The sequence below is a fragment of the Streptomyces sp. NPDC031121 genome, from assembly GCF_055570615.1.
Genome location: NZ_JBVIGV010000020.1, coordinates 35,507 through 56,922, shown reverse-complemented (window position 1 = coordinate 56,922; position 21,416 = coordinate 35,507). Strand labels below are relative to the sequence as shown.

17 protein-coding genes and 1 pseudogene are annotated in these 21,416 nt (G+C 72.9%); 4 read left to right on the top strand and 14 right to left on the bottom strand.

The window, feature by feature from the left end; translation table 11 throughout:
- Positions 1-16: 16 nt before the first annotated feature.
- Complete coding sequence (locus ACZ462_RS30065; RefSeq protein ID WP_467809451.1) at positions 17-559, bottom strand: hypothetical protein; 543 nt, start codon at positions 557-559, stop codon at positions 17-19.
- Positions 560-696: 137 nt separating this feature from the next.
- On the opposite strand from ACZ462_RS30065, the gene ACZ462_RS30060 reads away from it, so the two are divergent.
- Positions 697-1,872 (top strand): tyrosine-type recombinase/integrase, encoded by a 1,176-nt coding sequence (locus tag ACZ462_RS30060; RefSeq protein WP_467809450.1) that lies wholly within the window; start codon positions 697-699, stop codon positions 1,870-1,872.
- 194 nt (positions 1,873-2,066) lie between these two features.
- Here the strand turns inward: ACZ462_RS30060 and ACZ462_RS30055 are convergent, their stop codons facing one another.
- Entirely contained in the window at positions 2,067-3,224 is a 1,158-nt protein-coding gene (locus ACZ462_RS30055) for an acyl-CoA dehydrogenase (RefSeq protein ID WP_437082757.1), read from the bottom strand.
- A 194-nt stretch (positions 3,225-3,418) separates the two neighbouring features.
- On the opposite strand from ACZ462_RS30055, the gene ACZ462_RS30050 reads away from it, so the two are divergent.
- Positions 3,419-4,762, top strand: a complete 1,344-nt coding sequence (locus ACZ462_RS30050) for a UDP-glucose dehydrogenase family protein (RefSeq protein WP_467809449.1) — start codon at positions 3,419-3,421, stop codon at positions 4,760-4,762.
- A 491-nt stretch (positions 4,763-5,253) separates the two neighbouring features.
- Here the strand turns inward: ACZ462_RS30050 and ACZ462_RS30045 are convergent, their stop codons facing one another.
- From ACZ462_RS30045 to ACZ462_RS30035, 3 genes are read right to left on the bottom strand one after another with little or no spacing between them, the layout of a single operon-like run.
- Positions 5,254-6,444: a dipeptidase gene (locus ACZ462_RS30045; RefSeq protein WP_467809448.1), complete on the bottom strand. Its 1,191-nt coding sequence runs from the start codon at positions 6,442-6,444 to the stop codon at positions 5,254-5,256.
- Positions 6,441-6,986 carry a 5-(carboxyamino)imidazole ribonucleotide mutase gene (purE, locus tag ACZ462_RS30040; protein WP_467809447.1) on the bottom strand — a complete coding sequence of 182 codons (546 nt, stop codon included), beginning with the start codon at positions 6,984-6,986 and terminating at the stop codon, positions 6,441-6,443. The genes ACZ462_RS30045 and purE overlap by 4 nt, the downstream gene beginning before the upstream one ends.
- Positions 6,983-8,188: a 5-(carboxyamino)imidazole ribonucleotide synthase gene (locus ACZ462_RS30035; RefSeq protein WP_467809445.1), complete on the bottom strand. Its 1,206-nt coding sequence runs from the start codon at positions 8,186-8,188 to the stop codon at positions 6,983-6,985. Before ACZ462_RS30035 ends, purE begins: the two co-directional genes overlap by 4 nt.
- 147 nt (positions 8,189-8,335) lie before the next feature.
- Between ACZ462_RS30035 and ACZ462_RS30030 the strand changes: the two genes are divergently transcribed.
- On the top strand, positions 8,336-8,881 hold the full coding sequence (locus tag ACZ462_RS30030) for a GtrA family protein (RefSeq protein ID WP_467809444.1): 546 nt from the start codon (positions 8,336-8,338) through the stop codon (positions 8,879-8,881).
- A gap of 25 nt (positions 8,882-8,906) precedes the next feature.
- On the opposite strand, the gene ACZ462_RS30025 is transcribed toward ACZ462_RS30030, so the two are convergent.
- Both ACZ462_RS30025 and ACZ462_RS30020 read right to left on the bottom strand, forming a co-directional pair.
- The gene (locus ACZ462_RS30025) at positions 8,907-10,172 is read right to left on the bottom strand and encodes an ATP-binding protein (RefSeq protein WP_467809443.1); all 1,266 of its coding nucleotides are present in this window, start codon (positions 10,170-10,172) and stop codon (positions 8,907-8,909) included.
- A 15-nt stretch (positions 10,173-10,187) separates the two neighbouring features.
- A complete protein-coding gene (locus ACZ462_RS30020; protein ID WP_125546019.1) occupies positions 10,188-10,865 on the bottom strand; it encodes a response regulator transcription factor in 678 nt (225 codons plus the stop codon).
- A gap of 494 nt (positions 10,866-11,359) precedes the next feature.
- Here ACZ462_RS30020 and ACZ462_RS30015 point away from each other — a divergent pair, with 494 nt between their 5' ends.
- On the top strand, positions 11,360-12,886 hold the full coding sequence (locus ACZ462_RS30015) for a peptide MFS transporter (protein ID WP_467809442.1): 1,527 nt from the start codon (positions 11,360-11,362) through the stop codon (positions 12,884-12,886).
- Between the two features lie 64 nt (positions 12,887-12,950).
- Here the strand turns inward: ACZ462_RS30015 and ACZ462_RS30010 are convergent, their stop codons facing one another.
- The 7 genes and pseudogenes from ACZ462_RS30010 to ACZ462_RS29980 all read right to left on the bottom strand — a co-directional run.
- Positions 12,951-14,327, bottom strand: coding sequence for a hypothetical protein (locus ACZ462_RS30010; protein ID WP_467809941.1), 1,377 nt, complete (start codon positions 14,325-14,327; stop codon positions 12,951-12,953).
- Entirely contained in the window at positions 14,324-15,313 is a 990-nt protein-coding gene (locus tag ACZ462_RS30005) for a hypothetical protein (RefSeq protein ID WP_467809942.1), read from the bottom strand. Before ACZ462_RS30005 ends, ACZ462_RS30010 begins: the two co-directional genes overlap by 4 nt.
- Complete coding sequence (locus tag ACZ462_RS30000; protein ID WP_467809943.1) at positions 15,310-16,287, bottom strand: hypothetical protein; 978 nt, start codon at positions 16,285-16,287, stop codon at positions 15,310-15,312. The genes ACZ462_RS30005 and ACZ462_RS30000 overlap by 4 nt, the downstream gene beginning before the upstream one ends.
- A gap of 11 nt (positions 16,288-16,298) precedes the next feature.
- Positions 16,299-16,967: an LPXTG cell wall anchor domain-containing protein gene (locus ACZ462_RS29995; RefSeq protein WP_467809944.1), complete on the bottom strand. Its 669-nt coding sequence runs from the start codon at positions 16,965-16,967 to the stop codon at positions 16,299-16,301.
- Between the two features lie 112 nt (positions 16,968-17,079).
- Entirely contained in the window at positions 17,080-18,255 is a 1,176-nt protein-coding gene (gene hutI, locus ACZ462_RS29990) for an imidazolonepropionase (protein ID WP_467809945.1), read from the bottom strand.
- A 578-nt stretch (positions 18,256-18,833) separates the two neighbouring features.
- Positions 18,834-20,189 carry a formimidoylglutamate deiminase gene (locus ACZ462_RS29985; protein ID WP_467809946.1) on the bottom strand — a complete coding sequence of 452 codons (1,356 nt, stop codon included), beginning with the start codon at positions 20,187-20,189 and terminating at the stop codon, positions 18,834-18,836.
- Positions 20,180-21,337, bottom strand: a pseudogene (locus tag ACZ462_RS29980) (allantoate amidohydrolase); the annotation flags it as partial. The gene ACZ462_RS29985 and the pseudogene ACZ462_RS29980, both read right to left, overlap by 10 nt.
- Between the last annotated feature and the right edge of the window lie 79 nt (positions 21,338-21,416).

The following is a 21,416-nucleotide window of genomic DNA, read 5'->3' as shown; positions in this document are numbered from 1 at the left end:
GAGAAATGCGGTTTGGCTAGCTGTCAAAGCTCTTCATGAAGTCCAACACGACCTTGGTCTTGTCGGTCACTTCTCCACCAGCCTTGCCCGCCACAGTGCCCAGGTAGCCGTCCCGCCGAGCCTTCTTCAAGTGGTCCTTGATCGTCTCTGGGCGCCGCTCAATAAGTCGGGCGAGCCACGGCACCGGCGCCGGGGCCCCACTCTCAGCCATGGCGGCGTACGTCGCAGCCAACATCGCCAGGTATCGGTCTGAGACGCCTTCAGCCGCCAGAAGGCGGCCAGCCGCCTCCCCTGACGCGTCCAGCGTCCGCGTAATGTCCTCCCGGGCCTGCTGGGCCTTGGGCGCCATCTTGGCCAAGTTCATCGCAGCCGAGATGTCGAGCCTGCGAAGGACGGTCGTAGAGATGCCGCGCACGACGTCGCGAGGCTCGGCGTCATCGGCCGGCTCCACCGTCATGCGCTGTGGCCCTCCTGTGATCGGCCCCGCAGGCCACCACATCCGGATCACCCAGCCGCCTTCCTGCTGGGTGATCTCGAATCCACTCTCGTCTGCTTGCACACCCCGACCATACACCACCTGGAGTGGTCCACCCTGTGTTGACAAAGCAGGGTGGACCGTGCGCAGACTGAAGGTCCAGGGGCTGGCCATAGCAGGCGGGGGCGGGCCCATTTGCGACGAGAAGGGCCGACTCAGGCGTGGCAAGGGCACGGGTGGCGCGATCCAAGGACGACCCGAATAAGTGGACGCTGTCCTGGTACGACCCGGACGGGAAGCAGCGGCAGAAGTCCTTTGGGACCAGTAAGCGCGCCGACGACCACCGGAAGCGTATGGAACAGGAGCTAGACGCCCGGACCTACCTGGACGACAAGCCGGGGAAGCAGCCCGTGACGGCGGTCTGGGAGCAGTGGACCAACCAAAGGAAGCTGGAGAACAGCACCAAGAAGCAGTACCGCTCGATTCAGAACACGACCCTGGAACCGTTCTTCAAAGCTCGCCCCATCATGTCCTTGAAGGTCGCGGACATCGAGCAGTGGCTCTTGTGGATGGAGCAGGACCGCAAGCTGTCGGCCCGGACCCGTCGTCAGCGGTTCTCGTTCCTCTCCGGGATGATGGACTGGGCCGTCGTCAACGAGATCATCGGGCGCAATCCGTGCAAAAAGATCGGGCACGCAGGTAGCCGCGCCAAAGAGATCCGCGAACACAAGAGCAACGCCAGGCGGCTGACGACTCGGGAAGTCTTGGCCATGCTGAACGGGGCACCGCCCCGATACCGAGCGCTGCTCTGGCTCATGGCGGGATGCGGGCTCCGCATCGGTGAGGCGATGGCGGTCTCGCGAGATCAGATCGACTTCCCGGCGGAGGTTTTGCGCGTCGATTTCCAGATCGCGGAGGACGGGGAATCCGAGTCGGGCAAGAACAGCGCGCTTCAGCGGCGGCACGTCAAGGCCCGTGACGAGGAGGAGCCAGGGCGCGTCGCGCCCCTTCCACCGAACGTGGCGTTCGAGCTGCGCAGGCACATCAAGAACCACGGCATGTGGGGGCCTGAGCGCCTGTTGTTCCCGAACGTGACCCGGTCCGGGTACCTCTACGCCTCGTACTTCTACCGGCAGATCTGGTTGGCCGCTCTGACGAAAGGCGGGGTGGCCTACTGCACGCCGCATTCCTTGCGGCACTACTACGGGTCTCGCCTGCTGTACGCGGGAGTCCCCGAGAACGACGTGGCCGACTGGATGGGACACAGCAGCACGGACGTGCTCCGCGAGCACTATCACTACATCTTCGAAGGGGCCGAGCAGCGCGGGCGCGCAGCGATCGCGAGCATGCTGACCCCTGGTGCGGACGATCCCACCGAACGGGACGAAGTCGCCTGATCCAACCCACACGCAAGCCCCCGGCGTGATGCCGGGGGCTTGCCGTTTGTGCATGTCAGCCCATGTTTGCAACCCAGTTTCGGCCCAGGCTTTCCCCAGCATGACGCCCAGGAACACCGAACGGGCCCGAACGGACCGGAAGCCGATCAGGGCTGCTGGATCAACAAAGCAGCCGCTGACCTGCGAAAGCGCTGTTACGGCAGGTTGCGCGCCATGACGATCCGCTGGACCTGGTTCGTTCCTTCGTAAATCTGCGTAATCTTCGCGTCGCGCATCATGCGCTCGACCGGGTAGTCGCGGGTGTAGCCGTAGCCGCCGAGGAGCTGGACGGCGTCCGTCGTGACCTCCATGGCCACGTCCGAGGCGAAGCACTTGGCGGCGGCGCCGAAGAACGTGAGGTCGGAGTCGGTGCGCTCGGACTTGGCGGCGGCCGCGTAGGTGAGCTGGCGGGCGGCCTCGATCTTCATGGCCATGTCGGCGAGCATGAACTGGACGCCCTGGAAGTCGGCGATCGGCTTGCCGAACTGCTTGCGCTCCTGGACGTAGCCCTTGGCGTAGTCGAGGGCGCCCTGGGCGATGCCGAGGGCCTGGGCCGCGATGGTGATGCGGGTGTGGTCGAGGGTCTTCATCGCCGTGGCGAAGCCGGTGCCCTCGGCGCCGATCATGCGGTCGGCCGGGATGCGGACGTTGTCGAGGTAGACCTCGCGGGTCGGGGAGCCCTTGATGCCGAGCTTCTTCTCCGGGGCGCCGAAGGAGACGCCCTCGTCGCCCTTCTCCACGACGAAGGCGCTGATGCCCTTGGAGCGCTTCTCCGGGTCCGTCACGGCCATCACCGTGTAGTAGTCGGAGACGCCCGCGTTGGTGATCCAGCGCTTGACGCCGTTGAGGACGTAGGAGTCGCCGTCGCGGACCGCGCGGGTCTTCATGCCGGCCGCGTCGGAGCCCGCGTCGGGCTCGGAGAGGCAGTACGAGAACATCGCGTCGCCCTTGGCGAGCGGGCCCAGGTACTTGGCCTTGAGCTCCTCGGAGCCGGAGAGGATCACCGGGAGGGAGCCGAGCTTGTTGACGGCCGGGATCAGGGAGGAGGAGGCGCACACGCGGGCGACCTCCTCGATGACGATCACGGTGGCCAGGGCGTCGGCGCCGGCGCCGCCGTACGTCTCGGGGACGTGCACGGCGTGCAGGTCGTTGGCGACGAGGGCGTCCAGCGCCTCCTGCGGGAAGCGGGCCTCCTCGTCGACCGCGGCGGCGAACGGGGCGATCTTCGCCTCGCAGAGCGAGCGGACGGACTCGCGGAGCATGTCGTGCTCCTCGGCCGGGCGGTACAGGTCGAAGTCGGCAGAACCCGCCAAGATCTCTCACTCCCCAAGGTGAACCACGTGCTAACTACCGTTAAGTAACCCAAATCTTAATGGCCGCCTCCCGGGCAGCGATATGTACGCGGCACGTGAGCTGCGTGACAACGTCCGGTACTCCAGGGAACGTCCCCCGTTCGGGCGCGACTATGCTCGGTTGCCGCAACAGGCCCCGCACCTCTGGAGCAGCCATGGCCCCCCTCAGGATCACAGTGATCGGCACCGGCTACCTCGGCGCCACGCACGCCGCGGCGATGGCCGAGCTGGGCTTCGAGGTGCTCGGGCTGGACGTGGTCCCCGAGAAGATCGAGATGCTGGCCGCGGGACGGGTGCCGATGTACGAGCCCGGCCTTGAGGAGCTGCTCGCCGCGCACGTCGCCGGGCTCCCGGGCTCCACGGGCCGGCTGCGCTTCACCCGGTCCTGGGAGGAGGTCGGCGAGTTCGGCGACGTCCACTTCGTCTGCGTCAACACCCCGCAGAAGCACGGCGAGTACGCCTGCGACATGAGCTACGTGGACTCCGCGATCGAGTCGCTGGCCCCCCACCTGGCCCGGCCCGCCCTCGTCGTCGGCAAGTCGACCGTCCCCGTCGGGTCCGCCGAGCGCCTCGCCGCCAAGCTCGCCGCACTGGCCCCGGCCGGCGCCGACGTGGAGCTGGCCTGGAACCCGGAGTTCCTGCGCGAGGGGTTCGCCGTCCAGGACACCCTGCACCCGGACCGGATCGTCATCGGCACCCGCGGCGACCGCGCCGAGAAGGTGCTGCGCGAGGTGTACGAGCGGCCGATCGCCGAGGGCAGCCCGCTGGTCGTCACCGACTTCCCGACGGCCGAACTCGTCAAGACGGCCGCGAACTCCTTCCTCGCCACGAAGATCTCCTTCATCAACGCGATGGCCGAGGTCTGCGAGGCCGCCGGAGGCGACGTCGCGAAGCTCGCCGAGGCGATCGGGCACGACGAGCGGATCGGGAGCAAGTTCCTGCGGGCCGGCATCGGCTTCGGCGGCGGCTGCCTGCCCAAGGACATCCGCGCCTTCATGGCGCGCGCCGGCGAGCTGGGCGCCGACCAGGCGCTGACGTTCCTGCGCGAGGTCGACTCGATCAACATGCGGCGGCGCGGGCACATGGTGGAGCTGGCCCGGGAGGCGGTCGGCGGGGCGTTCCTCGGCAAGCGGGTCGCGGTGCTCGGGGCGACCTTCAAGCCGGACTCGGACGACGTCCGGGACTCGCCGGCGCTGAACGTGGCGGGGCAGATCCACCTCCAGGGCGGCCAGGTCACCGTCTACGACCCGAAGGGCATGGAGAACGCGCGCCGCGTCTTCCCGACGCTGGGGTACGCCGAGACGGCGGTGGCGGCGGCGCGCGGCGCGGACGTGGTGCTGCACCTCACGGAGTGGCGGGAGTTCCGCGAGCTGGACCCGGTCGAGCTGGGCGGGGTCGTCAGCGACCGGCTGGTGCTGGACGGGCGCAACGCCCTGGACGGGGAGCGGTGGCGCGCGGCCGGGTGGACGTACCGGGCGATGGGCCGTCCGCGCGCGTGACGGGGCCTGACGGCGGCTGACCGGGCCGGCGGGGGCGGTCAGCCGGTTGGGGGGTGTGCGGCGGCGCGCGCGGTGAACTCGGCGGCGCGCAGGACGCGCAGGGCGCCGCCCAGGTCGGCCGGGTGATGTCCGTCTCGGGCCAGCCGCGTTCCGGGAGTCCGGTGCGGCGGCCCGGTCGAGGGCGGCGGCGGGTGCCGGGCCGGGCGGGTCCGCGGCTCCGGGGGAAGCCGGTCCGGGCGGGGGCGTCTCGGCGGCGTACGCGCCGTCCGCGGGGTCCTGTTCGCCCTGCAGGTCGGCCATGGAGTTCGCTCCGGGGTGGCGGCAGCAGGGAAGGCAGAGGTGCTGCCACCGTGACACGTGGGGCGGGTGGGCGGCCCGGCGGATGCGGCGTACGAGTGAGACCCGCAGGTCAGGGCGGGGCTTTGGCGGCCGCCCGGGCCCGGCCCGCCCCGCTGGCGGGCCGAGGGGGCCCGGGCGCGCGGCCTGGCGGTTCAGACGGCGGTGCGGAGGACCGCGTTGGAGGGTCCGCGGACCGCCGAGAGGTCGCGGGCGACGGCCTCCGCGTCGCGCAGCACCCGTACCGCGTTGGACCAGGTGAGCTTGGCGAGGTCTGCGGGCGACCAGCCGCGGTGCAGGAGTTCCGCGACGAGGTTCGGGTAGCCGGCGACGTCGTCGAGCCCGGACGGGGTGAACGCCGTGCCGTCGTAGTCGCCGCCGATGCCGATGTGGTCGATGCCGGCGACGTCCCGCATGTGGTCGAGGTGATCGGCGACGGTGGCGGCGGTCGCGACCGGGCGGGGGTGCTCCGCCTCGAAGGCCCGGTGCACGGCCATCGCCTCGGGGGTGGTGTCGAGGTGGTGGAAGCCGTGGGCGCGCAGGTTCTCGTCGGCGGCGAGGGTCCACTCGACGGCCGCGGGGAGGATGAACTTCGGCACGAACGTGGCCATCGCGACGCCGCCGTTGGCGGGGAGGCGCGCCAGGACGTCGTCGGGCACGTTGCGCGGGTGGTCGCAGACGGCGCGGGCCGAGGAGTGGGAGAAGACGACGGGTGCGGCGGAGGTGTCGAGGGCGTCGCGCATCGTCGTCGCGGCCACGTGCGAGAGATCGACGAGCATGCCGATCCGGTTCATCTCGCGGACGACCTCGCGGCCGAAGTCGGCCAGTCCGCCGTGCCGGGCCTCGTCGGTCGCCGAGTCGGCCCAGTCGATGGTGTCGTTGTGGGTGAGCGTCATGTAGCGGACGCCCAGCAGGTGCAGGGCGCGCAGGGTGGCGAGGGAGTTGTTGATGGAGTGGCCGCCCTCGGCGCCCATGAGGGAGGCGATCCGGCCGCCCTGGCGGGCCGCCTCCATGTCGTCGGCCGTCAGGGCGCGCGCGAGGTCGGCCGGGTAGCGGTCGATCAGCTGGCCGACGGCGTCGATCTGCTCCAGGGTGGCGCTGACCGCCTGGTCGCCGGCGTAGTCGGAGCGGACGAACACCGACCAGAACTGCGCGCCGACCCCGCCGGCGCGCAGCCGGGGGATGTCGGTGTGCAGGTGGGCGGAGGTGTCGCCGGCGATGTCGCGCCGCGCGAGGTCGTAGCGGACCTGCTGGCGCAGGGCCCAGGGCAGGTCGTTGTGGCCGTCGGCGACGGGGTGTTCGGCGAGCAGGGCGCGCGCCTGGTCGAGGCGGTCCGCCGCGGTCACTTGCCGAACCCGAAGGACTCCGCGCCGGCGGCCTTGGCCCGCAGCCGCTTGCCCTTCTCGGTGGCCTGGTCGTTCAGTTCCTGCTGGAAGTCGCGCATGCGGGCGAGGAGCTCCCCGTCGTGGGCGGCGAGCATGCGGACGGCGAGGAGGCCGGCGTTGCGTGCCCCGGCGACGGAGACGGTGGCGACGGGGACGCCCGCGGGCATCTGGACGATGGACAGGAGCGAGTCCATGCCGTCGAGGTACTTCAGCGGCACGGGCACGCCGATGACCGGCAGGGGGGTGACGGAGGCGAGCATGCCGGGCAGGTGGGCGGCACCGCCGGCGCCGGCGATGATCGCCTTCAGGCCGCGGTCGGCGGCCTGCTCCCCGTAGGCGACCATCTCGCGGGGCATGCGGTGGGCGGAGACGACGTCGACCTCGTAGGGGATCTCGAACTCGTCGAGGGCCTGGGCGGCGGCCTCCATGACGGGCCAGTCGGAGTCGGATCCCATGACGATGCCGACGACGGGGGCGGCGCTCCCGGTGCTGGGGGTGCTCATGCGGTGATCGTTCCTCGGAGGTAGCCGGCAGCGTGACGTGCGCGCTCCAGCACATCGTCCAGGTCGTCGCCGTAGGTGTTGACGTGGCCGACCTTGCGGCCGGGCTTCACGTCCTTGCCGTACATGTGGATCTTCAGCTGCGGGTCGTGGGCCATGCAGTGCAGGTACGCGGCGTACATGTCGGGGTAGTCGCCGCCGAGGACGTTGGCCATGACGGTCCAGCGGGCCCGGGGGCGGGGGTCGCCGAGGGGCAGGTCGAGGACCGCGCGGACGTGGTTGGCGAACTGGGAGGTGACCGCGCCGTCCTGGGTCCAGTGGCCGCTGTTGTGCGGGCGCATGGCGAGCTCGTTGACGAGGATCCGGCCGTCGGCGGTCTCGAACAGCTCCACGGCCAGGTGGCCGGTCACGCCGAGTTCCTCGGCGATGCGCAGGGCGAGGGCCTGGGCCTCGCCGGCGAGCTCCTCGGGGAGGTTCGGGGCGGGGGCGATGACGGTGTCGCAGACGCCGTCGACCTGGATCGACTCCACGACCGGGTAGGCGACGGCCTGGCCGTGGGGGGAGCGGACGACGTTCGCCGCGAGTTCGCGGACGAAGTCGACCTTCTCCTCGGCGAGGACGGGGACGCCGGCCTTGAAGGGGGCCTCGGCATCCTCGGGGGTCCGGACGAACCAGACGCCCTTGCCGTCATAGCCGCCGCGGACCGTCTTGAGGATGACGGGGAACCCGCCGACCTCCTCGGCGAAGGCCGCCGCGTCCGCCGGGTCCGCGACGATGCGGTGGCGGGGGCTGGGCGCGCCGATCTCGTCGAGCCGGGCCCGCATCACGCCCTTGTCCTGGGCGTGCACCAGGGCGTCGGGCCCGGGGCGGACGGGGATGCCGTCCGCTTCGAGGGCCCGCAGGTGCTCGGTGGGCACGTGCTCGTGGTCGAAGGTGATCACGTCGCAGCCGCGCGCGAAGGCGCGGAGCGTGTCCAGGTCGCGGTAGTCGCCGATGACGACGTCGCTGACCACCTGGGCCGCCGAGTCCTGCGGGGTGTCACTGAGGAGCTTGAACTTGATGCCGAGGGGGATGCCCGCCTCGTGGGTCATGCGGGCGAGCTGTCCGCCGCCGACCATGCCGACTACCGGGAACGTCACGCCTCCAGGGTATCGGCCGGGCGTCCGCCGAACGGACGCGGCCCCACCGGGAACTCGTAGCAACATCCCGTGCGCCCAGCGTCGCCGATATGTACGAACGCACAGTACCCGAAGGCACAGACGGGCCGGCGGGGGGACACTTAGCATGAGTGGCCGATCGAGAGGCGACGGACGCCCCGCTGGGGGCCGCTACGGACGGGACCGACCATCACCATGACCACGCCGGAACGGGCCTCCGCCCTCGAACGCCTGCGCGGCCTCGCACGCGAAGTCGCGAAGTTCGGGGCTGTCGGGGGCCTGGGTGTGCTCGTCAACCTGGGCGTCTTCAACCTGCTGCGGCACACCACGGACCTCCAGGTGGTCCGGGCGAGCGTGATAGCCACCGTCGTCGCGATCACCACGAACTACATCGGCTTCCGGTACTTCACCTACCGGGACCGGGCGCGCACGGGCAGCTCGCGGGAGGTGCCGCTGTTCGTGGCGTTCAGCCTGATCGGGCTGGTGATCGAGAACGGCGTGCTGTACGCGGCCACGTACGGGTTCGGCTGGGACGGCCGGCTCGCCTCCAACGTGTTCAAGTTCGTCGGCATCGGCACCGCCACAGTGTTCCGCTTCTGGTCGTACCGGACGTGGGTCTTCAAGGCGCTGCCGCAGGCGGCGCCCTCGGCAGCCGCCGAGCCGGCGCCGGAGGCGCGGGCGGCGGCCCGCCCGGCGCGGGACAGCAGTACGCGCGCCCCCGAGCCCGCCAGGAACAAGTAGGCCGTCGGCCCGCACGCCCCGCCGGTCAGCGGACGGTCTGCTCCCGCTCGCCCCGCTCGGGCTCGGTGCGGCTGAGGAACAGGGCGAACACCGGCGGCTGTGCCTGGAGCAGTTCGAGGCGGCCGCCGTCGGCCTCGGCGAGGTCGCGGGCGACGGCGAGGCCGATGCCGGTGGAGTTGCGGCCGCTGATGGCCCGCTCGAAGATGCGGTTCCCCAGGTCGGGCGGGACGCCGGGCCCCTCGTCGGTGACCTCCAGGACCGCCTGGTTGCCGACGACGCGGGTGCGCAGGGCGACGGTTCCGCCGCCGTGCATGAGCGCGTTCTCCACGAGGGTGGCCAGCACCTGGGCGACCGCGCCGGGCGTACCGAAGGCCCGTACGCCGGTCTTGCCGGAGCGGACGATGGCCCGGCCCTCGCTGCGGTAGGCGGGCCGCCACTCCTCCACCTGCTGCTTGACGATTTCGTCGAGGTCGAAGGGGACCGCGGAGCCGGTGCGCGGGTCGCGGGAGTTCGTCAGCAGCCGCTGGACCACGTCGGTGAGCCGCTCCACCTGGGCGAGCGCGATGGTGGCCTCCTCGCGGACGGTCGCCAGGTCGTCGGTGACGGTGATCTCCTCCAGCCTCATCGACAGCGCGGTCAGCGGGGTGCGCAGCTGGTGGGAGGCGTCGGCGGCCAGGCGCCGCTCGGCGGTGAGCATCCGCCCGATCCGCTCGGCGCTGGAGTCGAGGACGTCCGCGACGCGGTCCAGCTCGGGGACACCGTAGCGGCGGTGGCGGGGCCGGGGGTCGCCGGAGCCGAGCCGTTCGGCGGTCTCGGCGAGGTCGGTGAGCGGGGAGGCCAGCCGGTTGGCCTGGCGGATCGCGAGCGCCACGGCGGCGACGACGGCGAGCAGCGCCACCGCGCCGACCACGGCGAGGGTCCGCCCGACCTCCTCCGTGACGGTGGAGCGGGGCTCCTCGACGACGACCAGCTCGCCCTGCTCACCCTTGGCGGTGCCGCGCAGGACGCTCCCGCCGGTCCGCTCGCCGACCTCGACGGGGGCCTGCCCGGGGACGGTGATCCGGGCGTAGCGGCCGGGGTCGAGCTGCTCGGCGAGGGCGTCGGAGTCGATGGGCCGGCGCTCGGCCACGTTCGCCTCGACGATGCCCGCCAGGCGCAGGGCCTCGGACTCGATGCGGTCCTGGGCGCTGCTGGTGATCGTGCGGGTCTCCACGATGACGAGGGAGACGCCGAAGACGGCGATCACGACGAGCACCACGGCGAGGGTGGACTGGATCAGGCGGCGGCGCATGGCTGGGGGGTCCGGTCAGCTCTTCTCGAAGCGGAAGCCGACGCCGCGGACGGTGGCGATGTAGCGGGGGTTCGCGGCGTCGTCGCCCAGCTTCTTGCGGAGCCAGGAGATGTGCATGTCCAGGGTCTTGGTGGAGGACCACCAGGTGGTGTCCCACACCTCGCGCATGAGCTGGTCGCGGGTGACGACGCGGCCGGCGTCGCGGACGAGGACGCGCAGGAGGTCGAACTCCTTCGCGGTGAGCTGGAGCTCCTCCTCCCCCATCCAGGCGCGGTGCGACTCGACGTCGATGCGCACGCCGTGCGTGGCGGCGGGCTGGGGGGCCTCGGCGGCGCCGCGCCGCAGCAGGGCCCGGACGCGGGCGAGGAGTTCGGCGAGGCGGAACGGCTTGGTGACGTAGTCGTCGGCGCCGGCGTCCAGGCCCACGACGGTGTCGACCTCGTCGGCGCGGGCGGTCAGGACGAGGATCGGGAAGCCGAGCCCCTCGGCGCGCAGCCGGCGGGCCACCTCCAGCCCGTCCATGCCGGGCAGGCCCAGGTCGAGGACGACGAGGTCGACGCCGCCCTGGAGTCCTGCGTCGAGGGCGGCCGGGCCGTCCTCCCGGACCTCGACGTCGTACCCCTCCCGGCGCAGGGCGCGGGCCAGGGGCTCCGAGATGGATGCGTCGTCCTCGGCGAGCAGTACACGCGTCATGTGGGTGATGGTAGTCCGCGGCGGCGATCCGCAGGGGCGGCCCCGCGCACCCCTTTCCATCTGGCCTTATGAACGGAAGCTGCCTTCGGAAACACGGAATCGGTTCCCAATCCTCCTGTGATCCATCTCTCAAGTCCTTTCATATGCCACCTGGTCGTGTCGTATGGTGGCGAGACGCCTGATGCACTACCACCGGGACCTTTGCGCCGAAATCCGAGCCAAAGGTCTCAATTCTGTCTGGATCGATCAGAGGGTCTTGACGACTTTCCCGATCGGCTTCAGTGACAGTGGATGACCTGTGGGCCGGCGCCCCGCGCGTGTTCGTGTGCGCGAGGGTGCGGATCCCGGCTGCGTCTGTTCCCCCGCCCCGTCCACGGCGCGGGTGCGTGCCCCCGGGGCGTGGGGGCCGGGCGGCCGCTGCCGGTTCCGGCCACCCCCCACCGGGCGCCGACCGGCTCACGAAGCCAGGCGTCCCGAGCAAGCAAGGATCGACCATGGCTTCCAGCCTGACGAAGGGCACGGTGGACCCGTCCGCCGAGAAGACCTTCTTCGGCCACCCCCGTGGCCTGGCCACTCTCTTCATGACCGAGATGTGGGAGCGCTTCAGCTTCTACGGCATGAAGGCCCTTCTCCTCGTCTACCTGATCTCAGGCGGCCCGGACGCCAAGGACGGCAGCCTGGGCGGCGGCATCGGGATGGACGAGGGCACGGCGATCACCGTGTTCTCCATCTACGTCTCCATGGTCTACCTGCTGGCCATGCCGGGCGGATGGCTGGGCGACCGCGTCTGGGGCCCCCGCAAGACCGTGACGATCGCCGCCGTGACGATCATGTGCGGCCACCTGGTGCTGGCCCTGCCGGGCGGCAGCACGTTCTTCGCCGGCCTGGCCCTGGTCGCCATCGGCTCCGGCCTCCTGAAGGCCAACATCTCGACCATGGTCGGTCAGCTGTACAAGGACGCGGACGACCCGCGGCGCGACGGCGGCTTCACCATCTTCTACATGGGCATCAACGCCGGCGCCTTCTTCGCTCCGCTGGTCATCGGCACCGTCGGCCAGAAGGTCAACTGGCACCTCGGCTTCGCGCTGGCCGCGGTCGGAATGGGTATCGGACTCGCCGCCTTCCTCCTGGGCACGAAGCACCTGAACCCCGTCAGCTCCGTCGTCCCCAAGCCGCTGTCGGCCCCGGAGCGCTCCGCCTGGATCCGCAAGGTCGCGGTCGCGGTCGCCCTCGTGGCCGCGTTCTACACCGTCGTGGGCATGGCCGGCATGTTCACCAAGGCGTGGGCGACCATTCCGCTGACCCTGATCGGCCTGATCGTTCCGACCTGGGTGCTGATCCGCATCAAGCGGGACAAGGACCTCAACCAGTCCGAGCAGTCGAAGATGAACGGCTACATCTGGTTCTTCGTCGCCGCCGCCGTCTTCTGGATGATCTACGACCAGGGCGCCTCGACCGTTCAGTCCTTCGGCGAGACCAAGACCTCCAGCGCCCTGCTCGGGTTCGAGTTCCCCTCGTCCTGGTACCAGTCGCTGAACCCGGTCTTCATCATAGCGCTGGCCCCGGTCTTCGCGTGGATCTGGGTGTGGCTCAACCGCAAGGGCAAGGAGCCGTCCACGGTCGGCAAGTTCGCCGCGGGCCTGTTCTTCATCGGCGTCTCGTTCTTCTTCTTCCTGGTTCCCGTCGCCATGGCCGCGGACGGCCAGACCGTGGGCCCGATGTGGCTCGTCGGCATCTACCTGATCCAGACGGTCGGCGAGCTGTGCATCTCCCCCGTCGGCCTCTCGGTCACCACGAAGATGGCACCGGCCAAGTACGCCTCGCAGATGATGGGCGTCTGGTTCCTGGCGGTGACGGCCGGCGACTCCATCACCAGCCTCCTGTCCGACCCGGCGGTGTTCGGTGTCGACCTGAACGGCACGAGCGCGGTCGCGATCGAGGCGACCCTCGCATGCGTGGCGGCCTTCGCGGTCTTCATGTACCGGAAGAAGGTCAAGGAGCAGATGGGCGAGGTCCACTGACGCACCCGGACAGAACCGAGCGGCCCGGCACACCGGAAAAGGTGTGCCGGGCCGCTCCGTTTCGTCAGCGGCGACGGGGGCCGCGCAGGCGGTGCCAGGGGGTGAAGGTGAACACCGCCGCGCCGAGCAGGACCACCGTCGCGGCGGCCACGGCGAGGGCCCTCACGCCGCCCGTGTCGCCCGCGCCGGTCTCGGCGAGGCCGCCCGGGCCGCCGGATCCGGCGGTCGCGCCGCCGGAGGACGGGGAGCCGGAGCCGCCCGGCTGGGCAGTCGTGTCCAGCTCCAGGGAGACGCCGCTGGAGACCGCCTTGCAGGGCACGTTGATCGGCGTCGAGCCGGGGCTCATCGCCACGTCGATGGCCAGCCGGTCCGGGGTCAGCGTCACCTTGCCGGTCGCGCCCGGCTTGTAGGTGCCGGTCATGTCGCTCAGGCTGACGGGAGCCTTGTCCGGGATCGGCTCCGCGTTGGCCGGGCCGGAGACCCGGACCGTGCCGGTGTCCGCGCCGCCGAGCCGGATGTCCATCGACGGTTTCAGGGCGCCCGCGGGGAGGGCCATGGGGCTGGCCATCGCCCCCTTGGCGGTCTTGACGGTGAGGTCGAAGCCGCCGCTGCCGTTCTTCCTCGCGTTGACCGTCACCGGGGTCTTCACGCCGCCCGGGACCACGGCGCCGCAGTCGAAGACCACCTCGACGGGCTTGCCGGGGAAGTCCGTCTGGCCCCCGCCGCCACCGGAGGCTGAGCCGCCCGCGGCCGAGCCGCCGGAGGTCGTGCCGCCGCCCGAGGCCGTGCCTCCGCCGGACGTGGTGCCTCCGGCCGCGGTCGCGCCGCCGCTCGACGATCCGCCGGACGACGAACCGCCGGACGACGATCCGCCGGAGGCCGTGCCGCCGCCGCTCGTCGTGCCGCCACCGTCCGACACCGTGATCGTCGCCGCGGCCGCGGCCGTCTCCTTCGGCGAGCAGCGCGTGGTGAACCCGCTGAAGTCCACGTCGTACCGGCCCGGGGTGATCACCACCTCCCCCGCCTTGGTCAGCTTCACCTTCCCCTTCATGTCGGACAGCACCATCGGCGCCTTCTTGGGGATCGGCGGGTTCTTCCGCTCCCCCTCCAGCTTCACCTCGCCCGAGAGCGCCCCGCCGAGCCGCACCCAGCCGGTCGGCTTCACGGTGTCCTTGCCGAGGTCCATCAGGTCCGTGTTGTCCGAGGCCGCCTTGACGGTCTTCCACACCACCTCGACCTCGTCGCCGACCTTCGCGGCGGCGGGCGCGGTGACCGACACGGTCGTCGTGCCCTGGACCGGGCCGCCGCCGCCCGCGGGCGGTACGCACTCCACCCTGTACGAGACCTCGGCCGCCTGGGCGGGTCCCGCCCCCAGCAGCGCGGCCGCGCCGCCGATCAGCAGTGCGGCCGCGGCCGCGCTCACCCTCCGTTGGGTCTTCACGAATGCCCCTTCGTCGTCGGACTGCCGGCTGACGGTGCGGACGTCTGCGGTGCCGTGAACCACGGCAGGGCGGCGGCCTCCCCGGGCGCGGCCGCCTCCGCGGCGGCCCCCTCCGCTGCGGGTGCCTCCGGGGCCACCGCCGGCCGGACCCGGTCGACGAGGGCCATACCGGCCCGGAACAGGCCGGCGGGCACCACCAGCAGGAGCAGCGCCCAGAACACCAGGACCCCGTACGGGCGGGACACCGCCCACGGTCGGGCCGCGAGGACCGTCTCCCCGTAACGGAGGGAGACCGTGTGGTTCCCGTGCGCGCCGGCCCCGAGCGTGACGGGGAGCCGGACCTCGGCCCTGCCCCCCGGCGGGATCGCGCCCTGCCAGCGGACCTCCTCCCACTGCGGGGCGAGCACGCCCCGGGCCGTGCCCAGCCGGAAGACCGGGTCCACGACGGGCGCGGGGCCGGTGTTCCCGAGCGTGACGGTGAAGGTGCGCGAGGGCGGCGCCCCGAACCGGGTCAGGATCCCGTCGCCGCCCGCCAGCCGGGCCGGGCCCAGCACGGCTAGGCGCGGCGCGCCCTGCTCGGGCGGCAGCTCGGCCACCGGGTGGCCGGTGAGCGCCAGCGGGAGGGCGACGGTGGCGGCGTCCCCGCCGACCGAGGTGACGTTGACGATGCACGGGCACGGCTTGGGCGGGGCCGCCGCGGCCAGCCGCGCCGTGAACCGGCCGTCACCGCCGACGGAGACGGCCGCGCCCTCGGCGTTGGCGCAGCTGTTGGTGCCGCCGATCATGTTCTGGCCGCAGACCAGCAGCATGACCGGCGTCCCGGCCGGCCAGCCCGTGCCGGTCACCGTGAGCTCCGTACCCGGGGCGGCCTCCCGGAGCGAGAGCTGCGCCGCCGGCCGGGCGTCCGCCGCGGCCGGTACCGCGGCGGCGAGCAGGCACGCCGTGAGCGCGGCCGCCGCGGCGCGGGCCCTGGACGTGCCGGTCACGCGGGTGCTCCCGTCGGCTCGGGGGCGTGCACGGGGCCGGCCGCGGGTACGGGCCGCCCGCGCCGGGCCCTCCGCCCGCGGACGAGGAGCAGCGCGGCCGCGGCGGCCCCGCCGAGCGCGAGCAGGGCGGCGCCGGCGCGGGTCGCCGTACCGCCGGGCGCGAACCGGGCGGACGCGGTGGCGGTGACAGACGGGGCGCCCGGGGCGCTGGCGGTGAGGGTGACGTCGACGGCGTCGAGGCGGGGCGCGCCGGGCCACGGCTCGGCCAGCCGCACCCGCCCGCCCGGCGGCACCTGCACGGGCAGGGCCCGCTCCCGGCTGCCGGGCAGCGTCCCGAACAGGCCCTCGGCTCGCACCGACAGCCGCGGCGCGAGCGGTACGTTCCCCCTGTTGACCAGGGTGTACGCGACCTCGGTGCGGGCGCCGCGGCCGCGCACGGCGACGTCCTCGACGGTCAGCGCGGCGAGCGTCGGGCCGCCGACGCGCAGGTGGATGCGTACGGCTTCCTCGCGGCCGGCCTCGGCGGCGACGACGGCGGCCCGGAGGTCGCCGGGGAGCGCGGCCGGCGGCACGGTCACGGTGAACGGGACGGCGGCGCGGGTGCGCGGCGGCACGGTGACGGCGGCCGCCCCGCCGAAGCTGATCCAGGCGCCCGCCCCGCCGGCCCCGCCGGGCTCCTCGGCTGCCCGCAGGGTGAAGGTGCGCGCCCGGTCGGAGGCGTTGGTGAGGGCGAGCCGGTCCTCCAGTACGGCTCCGGGGGCGCCGGCGAGGTAGAAGGCGGGGCGGGGCGCCCCGCCGGCCGCGCCGGGCTCGGGGGCGGCGCTCCAGCCGGGGCCGTCCGATGCGCGGGCGGGGGCCACGGGCAGGACGGCCGTGCCGAGCAGCAGCAGGAGGGGCAGCGCGGAGGCGGCCGCCCGGCCGCGGGGGCGGCGGCGTCCGGACGGAGGAGCGGCGGCGGTTGCGGGAAGGAGCACGGCTGCTCCGTTCAGGTGCGGGCCCGGCGGCCGCGCCGGCTCAGCCACAGGAGTCCGCCGGTGCCGGTCAGGAGCACGGTGCCGCCGAGGGTGGCGAGGGCGGTGACGGAGTCCTCCGGCCCGGTCTGCGGAAGGGTGTCGCCGGAACCGGAGCCGGGTCCGGGCCCGGCGCCGGCCGCGGCGGTGACGTCCAGCTCCAGCGACGGCTTCGGGCTGTTGCCGGGCGTGCACGTGGTCGTCGTCCCCATCGCCTTGATGGTCAGGACGCCCGCTGTGAAGGTGACCCGGCCCGTCTTCTTCGGGGTGTAGGTGCCCGACAGGTCGGTGATCCTGATGGGGGTGTTGGCGGGCGCCGCCTCGGGGTTCGGCGGGCCGGAGACCGCCACCTGCCCCTGGTCGGCCCCGCCGACGACGATGACCGCGCTCGGGTTCATCGCGCCCTTGCCGAGCTCGATCGGGCTGGAGGACACGCCCTTCCGGAAGGACATCGTCAGCTTGTAGCCGTCGCCCTCCCGGGCAGCCTTGATGTCGATGGGCGAGACGGCCGACTTGTCCCCGATGGGCGTCTTGCAGTCGTAGGCGACGTCCACGACGTCGGCGCGGGCCGTGCCGGCGGCAGGCAGAACCGCCGCCCCGGCCAGCGCGAGCGCGACAGCCGCCGAACGTGTGCGGTGGGACACCTTCGTCCTCCCCTCGGACCGAATTCTGACGGCACATCAGATCGAGGGCTCAAGGTACGCCCGAGGCCCTGCAAGGGGAAGACGAAGGACACGGCGTTCGGCCGCGGCCCGCTCAGGCCGCGCGCACCCCCCGCTGCCAGACCGCGGACACCAGCGGGACGCCCGGCCGGTACGCCAGGTGCACGTGGCTCGGGGCGTCCAGCAGCGCCAGGTCCGCCCGGGCGCCCGGCACCAGGACCCCGATGTCCGTACGGCGCAGCGCGCGGGCGCCGCCGGCGGTGGCCGCCCAGACGGCCTCGTCCGGCGTCATCCCCATGTCCCGCACGGCGAGCGCGATACAGAACGGCATGGAACTCGTGTACGAGGAGCCCGGGTTGCAGTCCGTGGACAGCGCGACCGTCGCCCCCGCGTCCAGCAGCCGGCGGGCGTCCGGCCACTGCGCGCGGGTGGAGAACTCGGCGCCCGGCAGAAGCGTCGCCACGGTGGTGCCCGCGGCCTGCGCGAGGGCCTCGACGTCGGCGTCGGTCAGGTGCGTGCAGTGGTCGGCGGAAGCCGCGCCCAGCTCGACGGCGAGCTGCACACCCGGGCCGTAAGAGAGCTGGTTGGCGTGCACGCGCGGGATCAGCCCGGCGGCCGCGCCGGCCGTCAGGATCGCGCGGGCCTGGTCGCCGTCGAAGGCGCCCTTCTCGCAGAAGACGTCCACCCAGCGGGCGTACGGGGCGCACGCCGCGAGCATCTCGCCGGTGACGAGATCGACGTAGCCGGCCGGGTCCTCGGCGTAGTCCGGGGAGACGATGTGCGCGCCGAGGTAGGTCACCTCCTCGGTGTGCGCGGCCGCGATCCGCAGGGCGCGGGCCTCGTCGGCGACGGTGAGGCCGTAGCCGGACTTCGTCTCGAACGTGGTGGTGCCCTGACGGCGGGCCTCGTCGAGATGGCGGACCAGGTTCGCCTCCAGCTCGGCGTCGGACGCGGCGCGGGTCGCGGCGACCGTGGTGCGGATGCCGCCGGCGGAATAGCTGCGGCCCGACATGCGGGCGTTGAACTCCGCGGTGCGGTCGCCGGCGAAGACGAGGTGGGAGTGGGAGTCGACGAAGCCGGGGATCAGGGCGCGGCCCTGGGCGTCGAAGGCCGCGTCCGCCGACGGGGCCTTCGCTGTGGGCCCGACCCAGGCGATGCGGTCGTCTTCGATGACGACCGCTGCGTTCTCGATGAGGCCGAGGGGGCCCTCACCCGATGCCGGGTCGTTGGTGACGAGGCTGCCGATGTTGCCGATGACTGTAGTACTCATGGGTTCCTCTCAGGGTTGTCCCCCGCCCCGCCCCTCCCCGAACCGGGGCTCCGCCCCGGCCCCGCCGCCGAGGCCGAGCCTACGGCGCCCCGCCGCCTCGGATTCCGACACGCCGGAGGTGTCGGGCTCCGCCCCACACCCCGCGCCTCGAACGCCGGCGGGGCTGAGTCCCGGGGCTCCGCCTCGGACCGCCTCAAACGCCGGCGGGGCTGGATCCGCCGGCGCGCCCGGAGTGTCGGGGCTCCGCCCCGAACCCCGTTCCGGGCGCTCCGCACCCGTGCGCTCAAACGCCGCGCAGGCTGGATCTGTCCACCCCCGCCGGCGATTGAGGCGCAGGAGAGTGGGGCAGAGCCCCGCAACCCCAGCCGGGTCGGCGCTGAACCCTCCAGGGGGAGCCGATCCAGCCCGCCAGCGTTTGAGGCGCGGGGTGTGGTGCAGAGCCCCGCAACCCCCACCACAACGGAGCCGAACCAACCCCGGGCGGGAGCCAGATCCAGCCCTGCCGGCGACTGTGGCGCGGGGTGTGGGGCGGAGCCCCGCAACCCCGGCCGCAAAGGCGGTGGAGGTGCGGGGCGGGGTCAGGTGCGGAGTGCGGTGATGGCGGTGGACAGGGCCGACGGGACGTCGGGGATCAGGGTGTGGGCGCCGTCGCGGACGATGTGGCGGCCGCCGACCACCGTGTGGCGGACGTCCGCGGCCGAGGCCGCGAACACGGCCGTCTCGGCTCCGAGCCGGGGAGGGGGCCCGGCCGTGCGGACGCTGGCCAGGGTGACGGTGGTGAAGTCGGCCGGCGCGCCCGCCTCCAGGCGGCCCGCGTCGGGGAGGCCGAGCGCCGCGTGCCCGTCGGCGGTGGCGGCGGTCAGCAGCGCGTTGGCCGTCCAGTGCCCGCGCGTCCGGCTGCGGAGCCGCTCGTCCAGTTCCATGGCCCGGGCCTCCTCCAGGAGGTCGATGACGGCGTGGCTGTCGCTGCCCAGCGACAGCGGGCTGCCGGCCTGCTGGAGGCGGACCGCCGGTCCGATCCCGTCGGCGAGGTCCCGCTCGGTGGTGGGGCACATGCACGTACCGGTGCCGGTGCTGCCGAGGAGCGCGATGTCCTCGTCGGTGAGGTGGGTGTTGTGGACGCCGGTGGTGCGCGGCCCGAGCACCCCGTGGTCGGCGAGGAGCCGGGTGGGCGTGCAGCCGTGGGCGGCCCGGCAGGCGTCGTTCTCCGCCGTCTGCTCGGACAGGTGGACGTGCAGGGGGGCCTGGCGGTCCTCCGCCCAGCGGGCGACGGTGCCCAGCTGGTCGGCGGGGACGGCGCGCACCGAGTGCACGGCCGCGCCGATCAGGGCGTGCCCGCGCGGCTTGAGGGCCGAGACGCGTTCGGCCCAGGCGTCGGCGGTGCCGTCGGAGAAGCGCCGCTGGTGCTCGGTGGGGGCCTGGCCGAAGCCGGAGGAGAGGTAGGCGGTGTCGAGGAGGGTGATGCGGATGCCGGCGGCCGCGGCGGCTTCGATCAGGGCCTCGCCCATGGCGTTGGGGTCGGCGTACGGGGTGCCGTCGGCCTGGTGGTGGAGGTAGTGGAACTCGCCGACGTTGGTGATGCCGGCGAGCGCCATCTCGGCGTACACGGCCCGCGCCAGGTCGAAGTACGTCTCGGGGGTCAGGCGGTGGGCGACCTGGTACATGGTGTCGCGCCAGGTCCAGAAGGTCCCCGAGCCGACCTGGACGGTGCCGCGCAGGGCCCGGTGGAAGGCGTGGGAGTGGGCGTTGGCCAGGCCGGGGAGGGTGAGGCCGTGCAGGATCTCCGCGCCGGGCGGCGGGGCGGCGGCCCCGGTCCGGAGGGCGGCGATCCGCCCGTCGTCGGACACGTCGAGGGCGACGCCCGGCTCGACATGGGTGCCGAGCCAGGCGTGCTCCAGCCAGTACGTCTTCACCGTGCGCGGGGTCAGTGACACGCCAGGCCTTCCAGTACGTCGGCGAGGGCGAGGACGCCGGCGACGCAGTCGTCCTCGGGGGCGTATTCCAGCGGGGAGTGGGAGACGCCCGTCGGGTTGCGTACGAACAGCATCGCGGTGGGGACGGACGCGGAGAGGATCCCGGCGTCGTGTCCGGCGCCGGTGCCGAGGACGGGCACGGAGCCGCCGAGGATCCGGTTGATCTCGTCGCGGAGGGCGTGCTCGAACTCGACGACCGGGGTGAAGGACTCCCGGACGACGGCGAGGTCGACGCCGTCCTTGTCGGCGCGTTCGCGGGCGGCCTTCTCGATGGCGGTGACCACGGTGTCGAGGGTGGCCTGGTCGGCTGCGCGGGAGTCGAGCCAGCCCCGTACGAGGGAGGGGATGGCGTTGACGCCGTTCGGCTCGACGGACACCTTCCCGAAGGTGGCGACGGCTCCGGCGAGCGCCGCCTCCGTGCGGGCGGCCAGGACGGTCTCGGCGTACGTGAGCATCGGGTCGTGCCGGTCGACGAGGCGGGTGGTGCCGGCGTGGTTGGCCTCACCGCGGAAGTCGAACCGCCAGCGGCCGTGCGGCCAGATGGCGGAGGCGATGCCGACGGAGTCGCCGGACAGGTCGAGGGCGCGGCCCTGTTCGACGTGGAGTTCGACGAAGGCGCCGATACGGGCGAGCCGTTCGGGGTCGGGCCCGATCGCGTCGGGATCGTACCCGGCGGCCTCCATGGCCCGGGGCAGGCTGATCCCGTCGGCGTCGCGCAGCTCGTACGCCTTCTCCTTGGTCAGCTGCCCGGAGGTGAGGCGGGAGCCGACGCAGGCGAGGCCGAAGCGGGCGCCTTCCTCGTCGCCGAAGTTGACGATGGCCAGGGGCCGCCTGAAGGAGGCTCCGCGCGCGCGGAGCTCGTCGAGCGCGGCGAAGGCGGAGACGACGCCGAGGGGGCCGTCGAAGGCGCCGCCGTCGGGGACGGAGTCGAGGTGGGAGCCGGTGACGACGGCGTCGCCTGCGGCCGGGTCGCCGAGCCACGCCCACTGGTTGCCGTTGCGGTCGGTCTCGACGTCGAGGCGGCGGGCCTCGGCCTGCATCCGGAACCAGAGCCGGCAGTCGGCGTCGGCTCCGGTCCAGGCGTAGCGGCGGTAGCCGCCGGAGGCGGGGGGGGGGGGGGGGGGGGGGGGGGGGGAAAAAAAGAAGGAGGGAGGGGCGAGTAGCGGTGAGGGGGTATTTGTCTTCTCC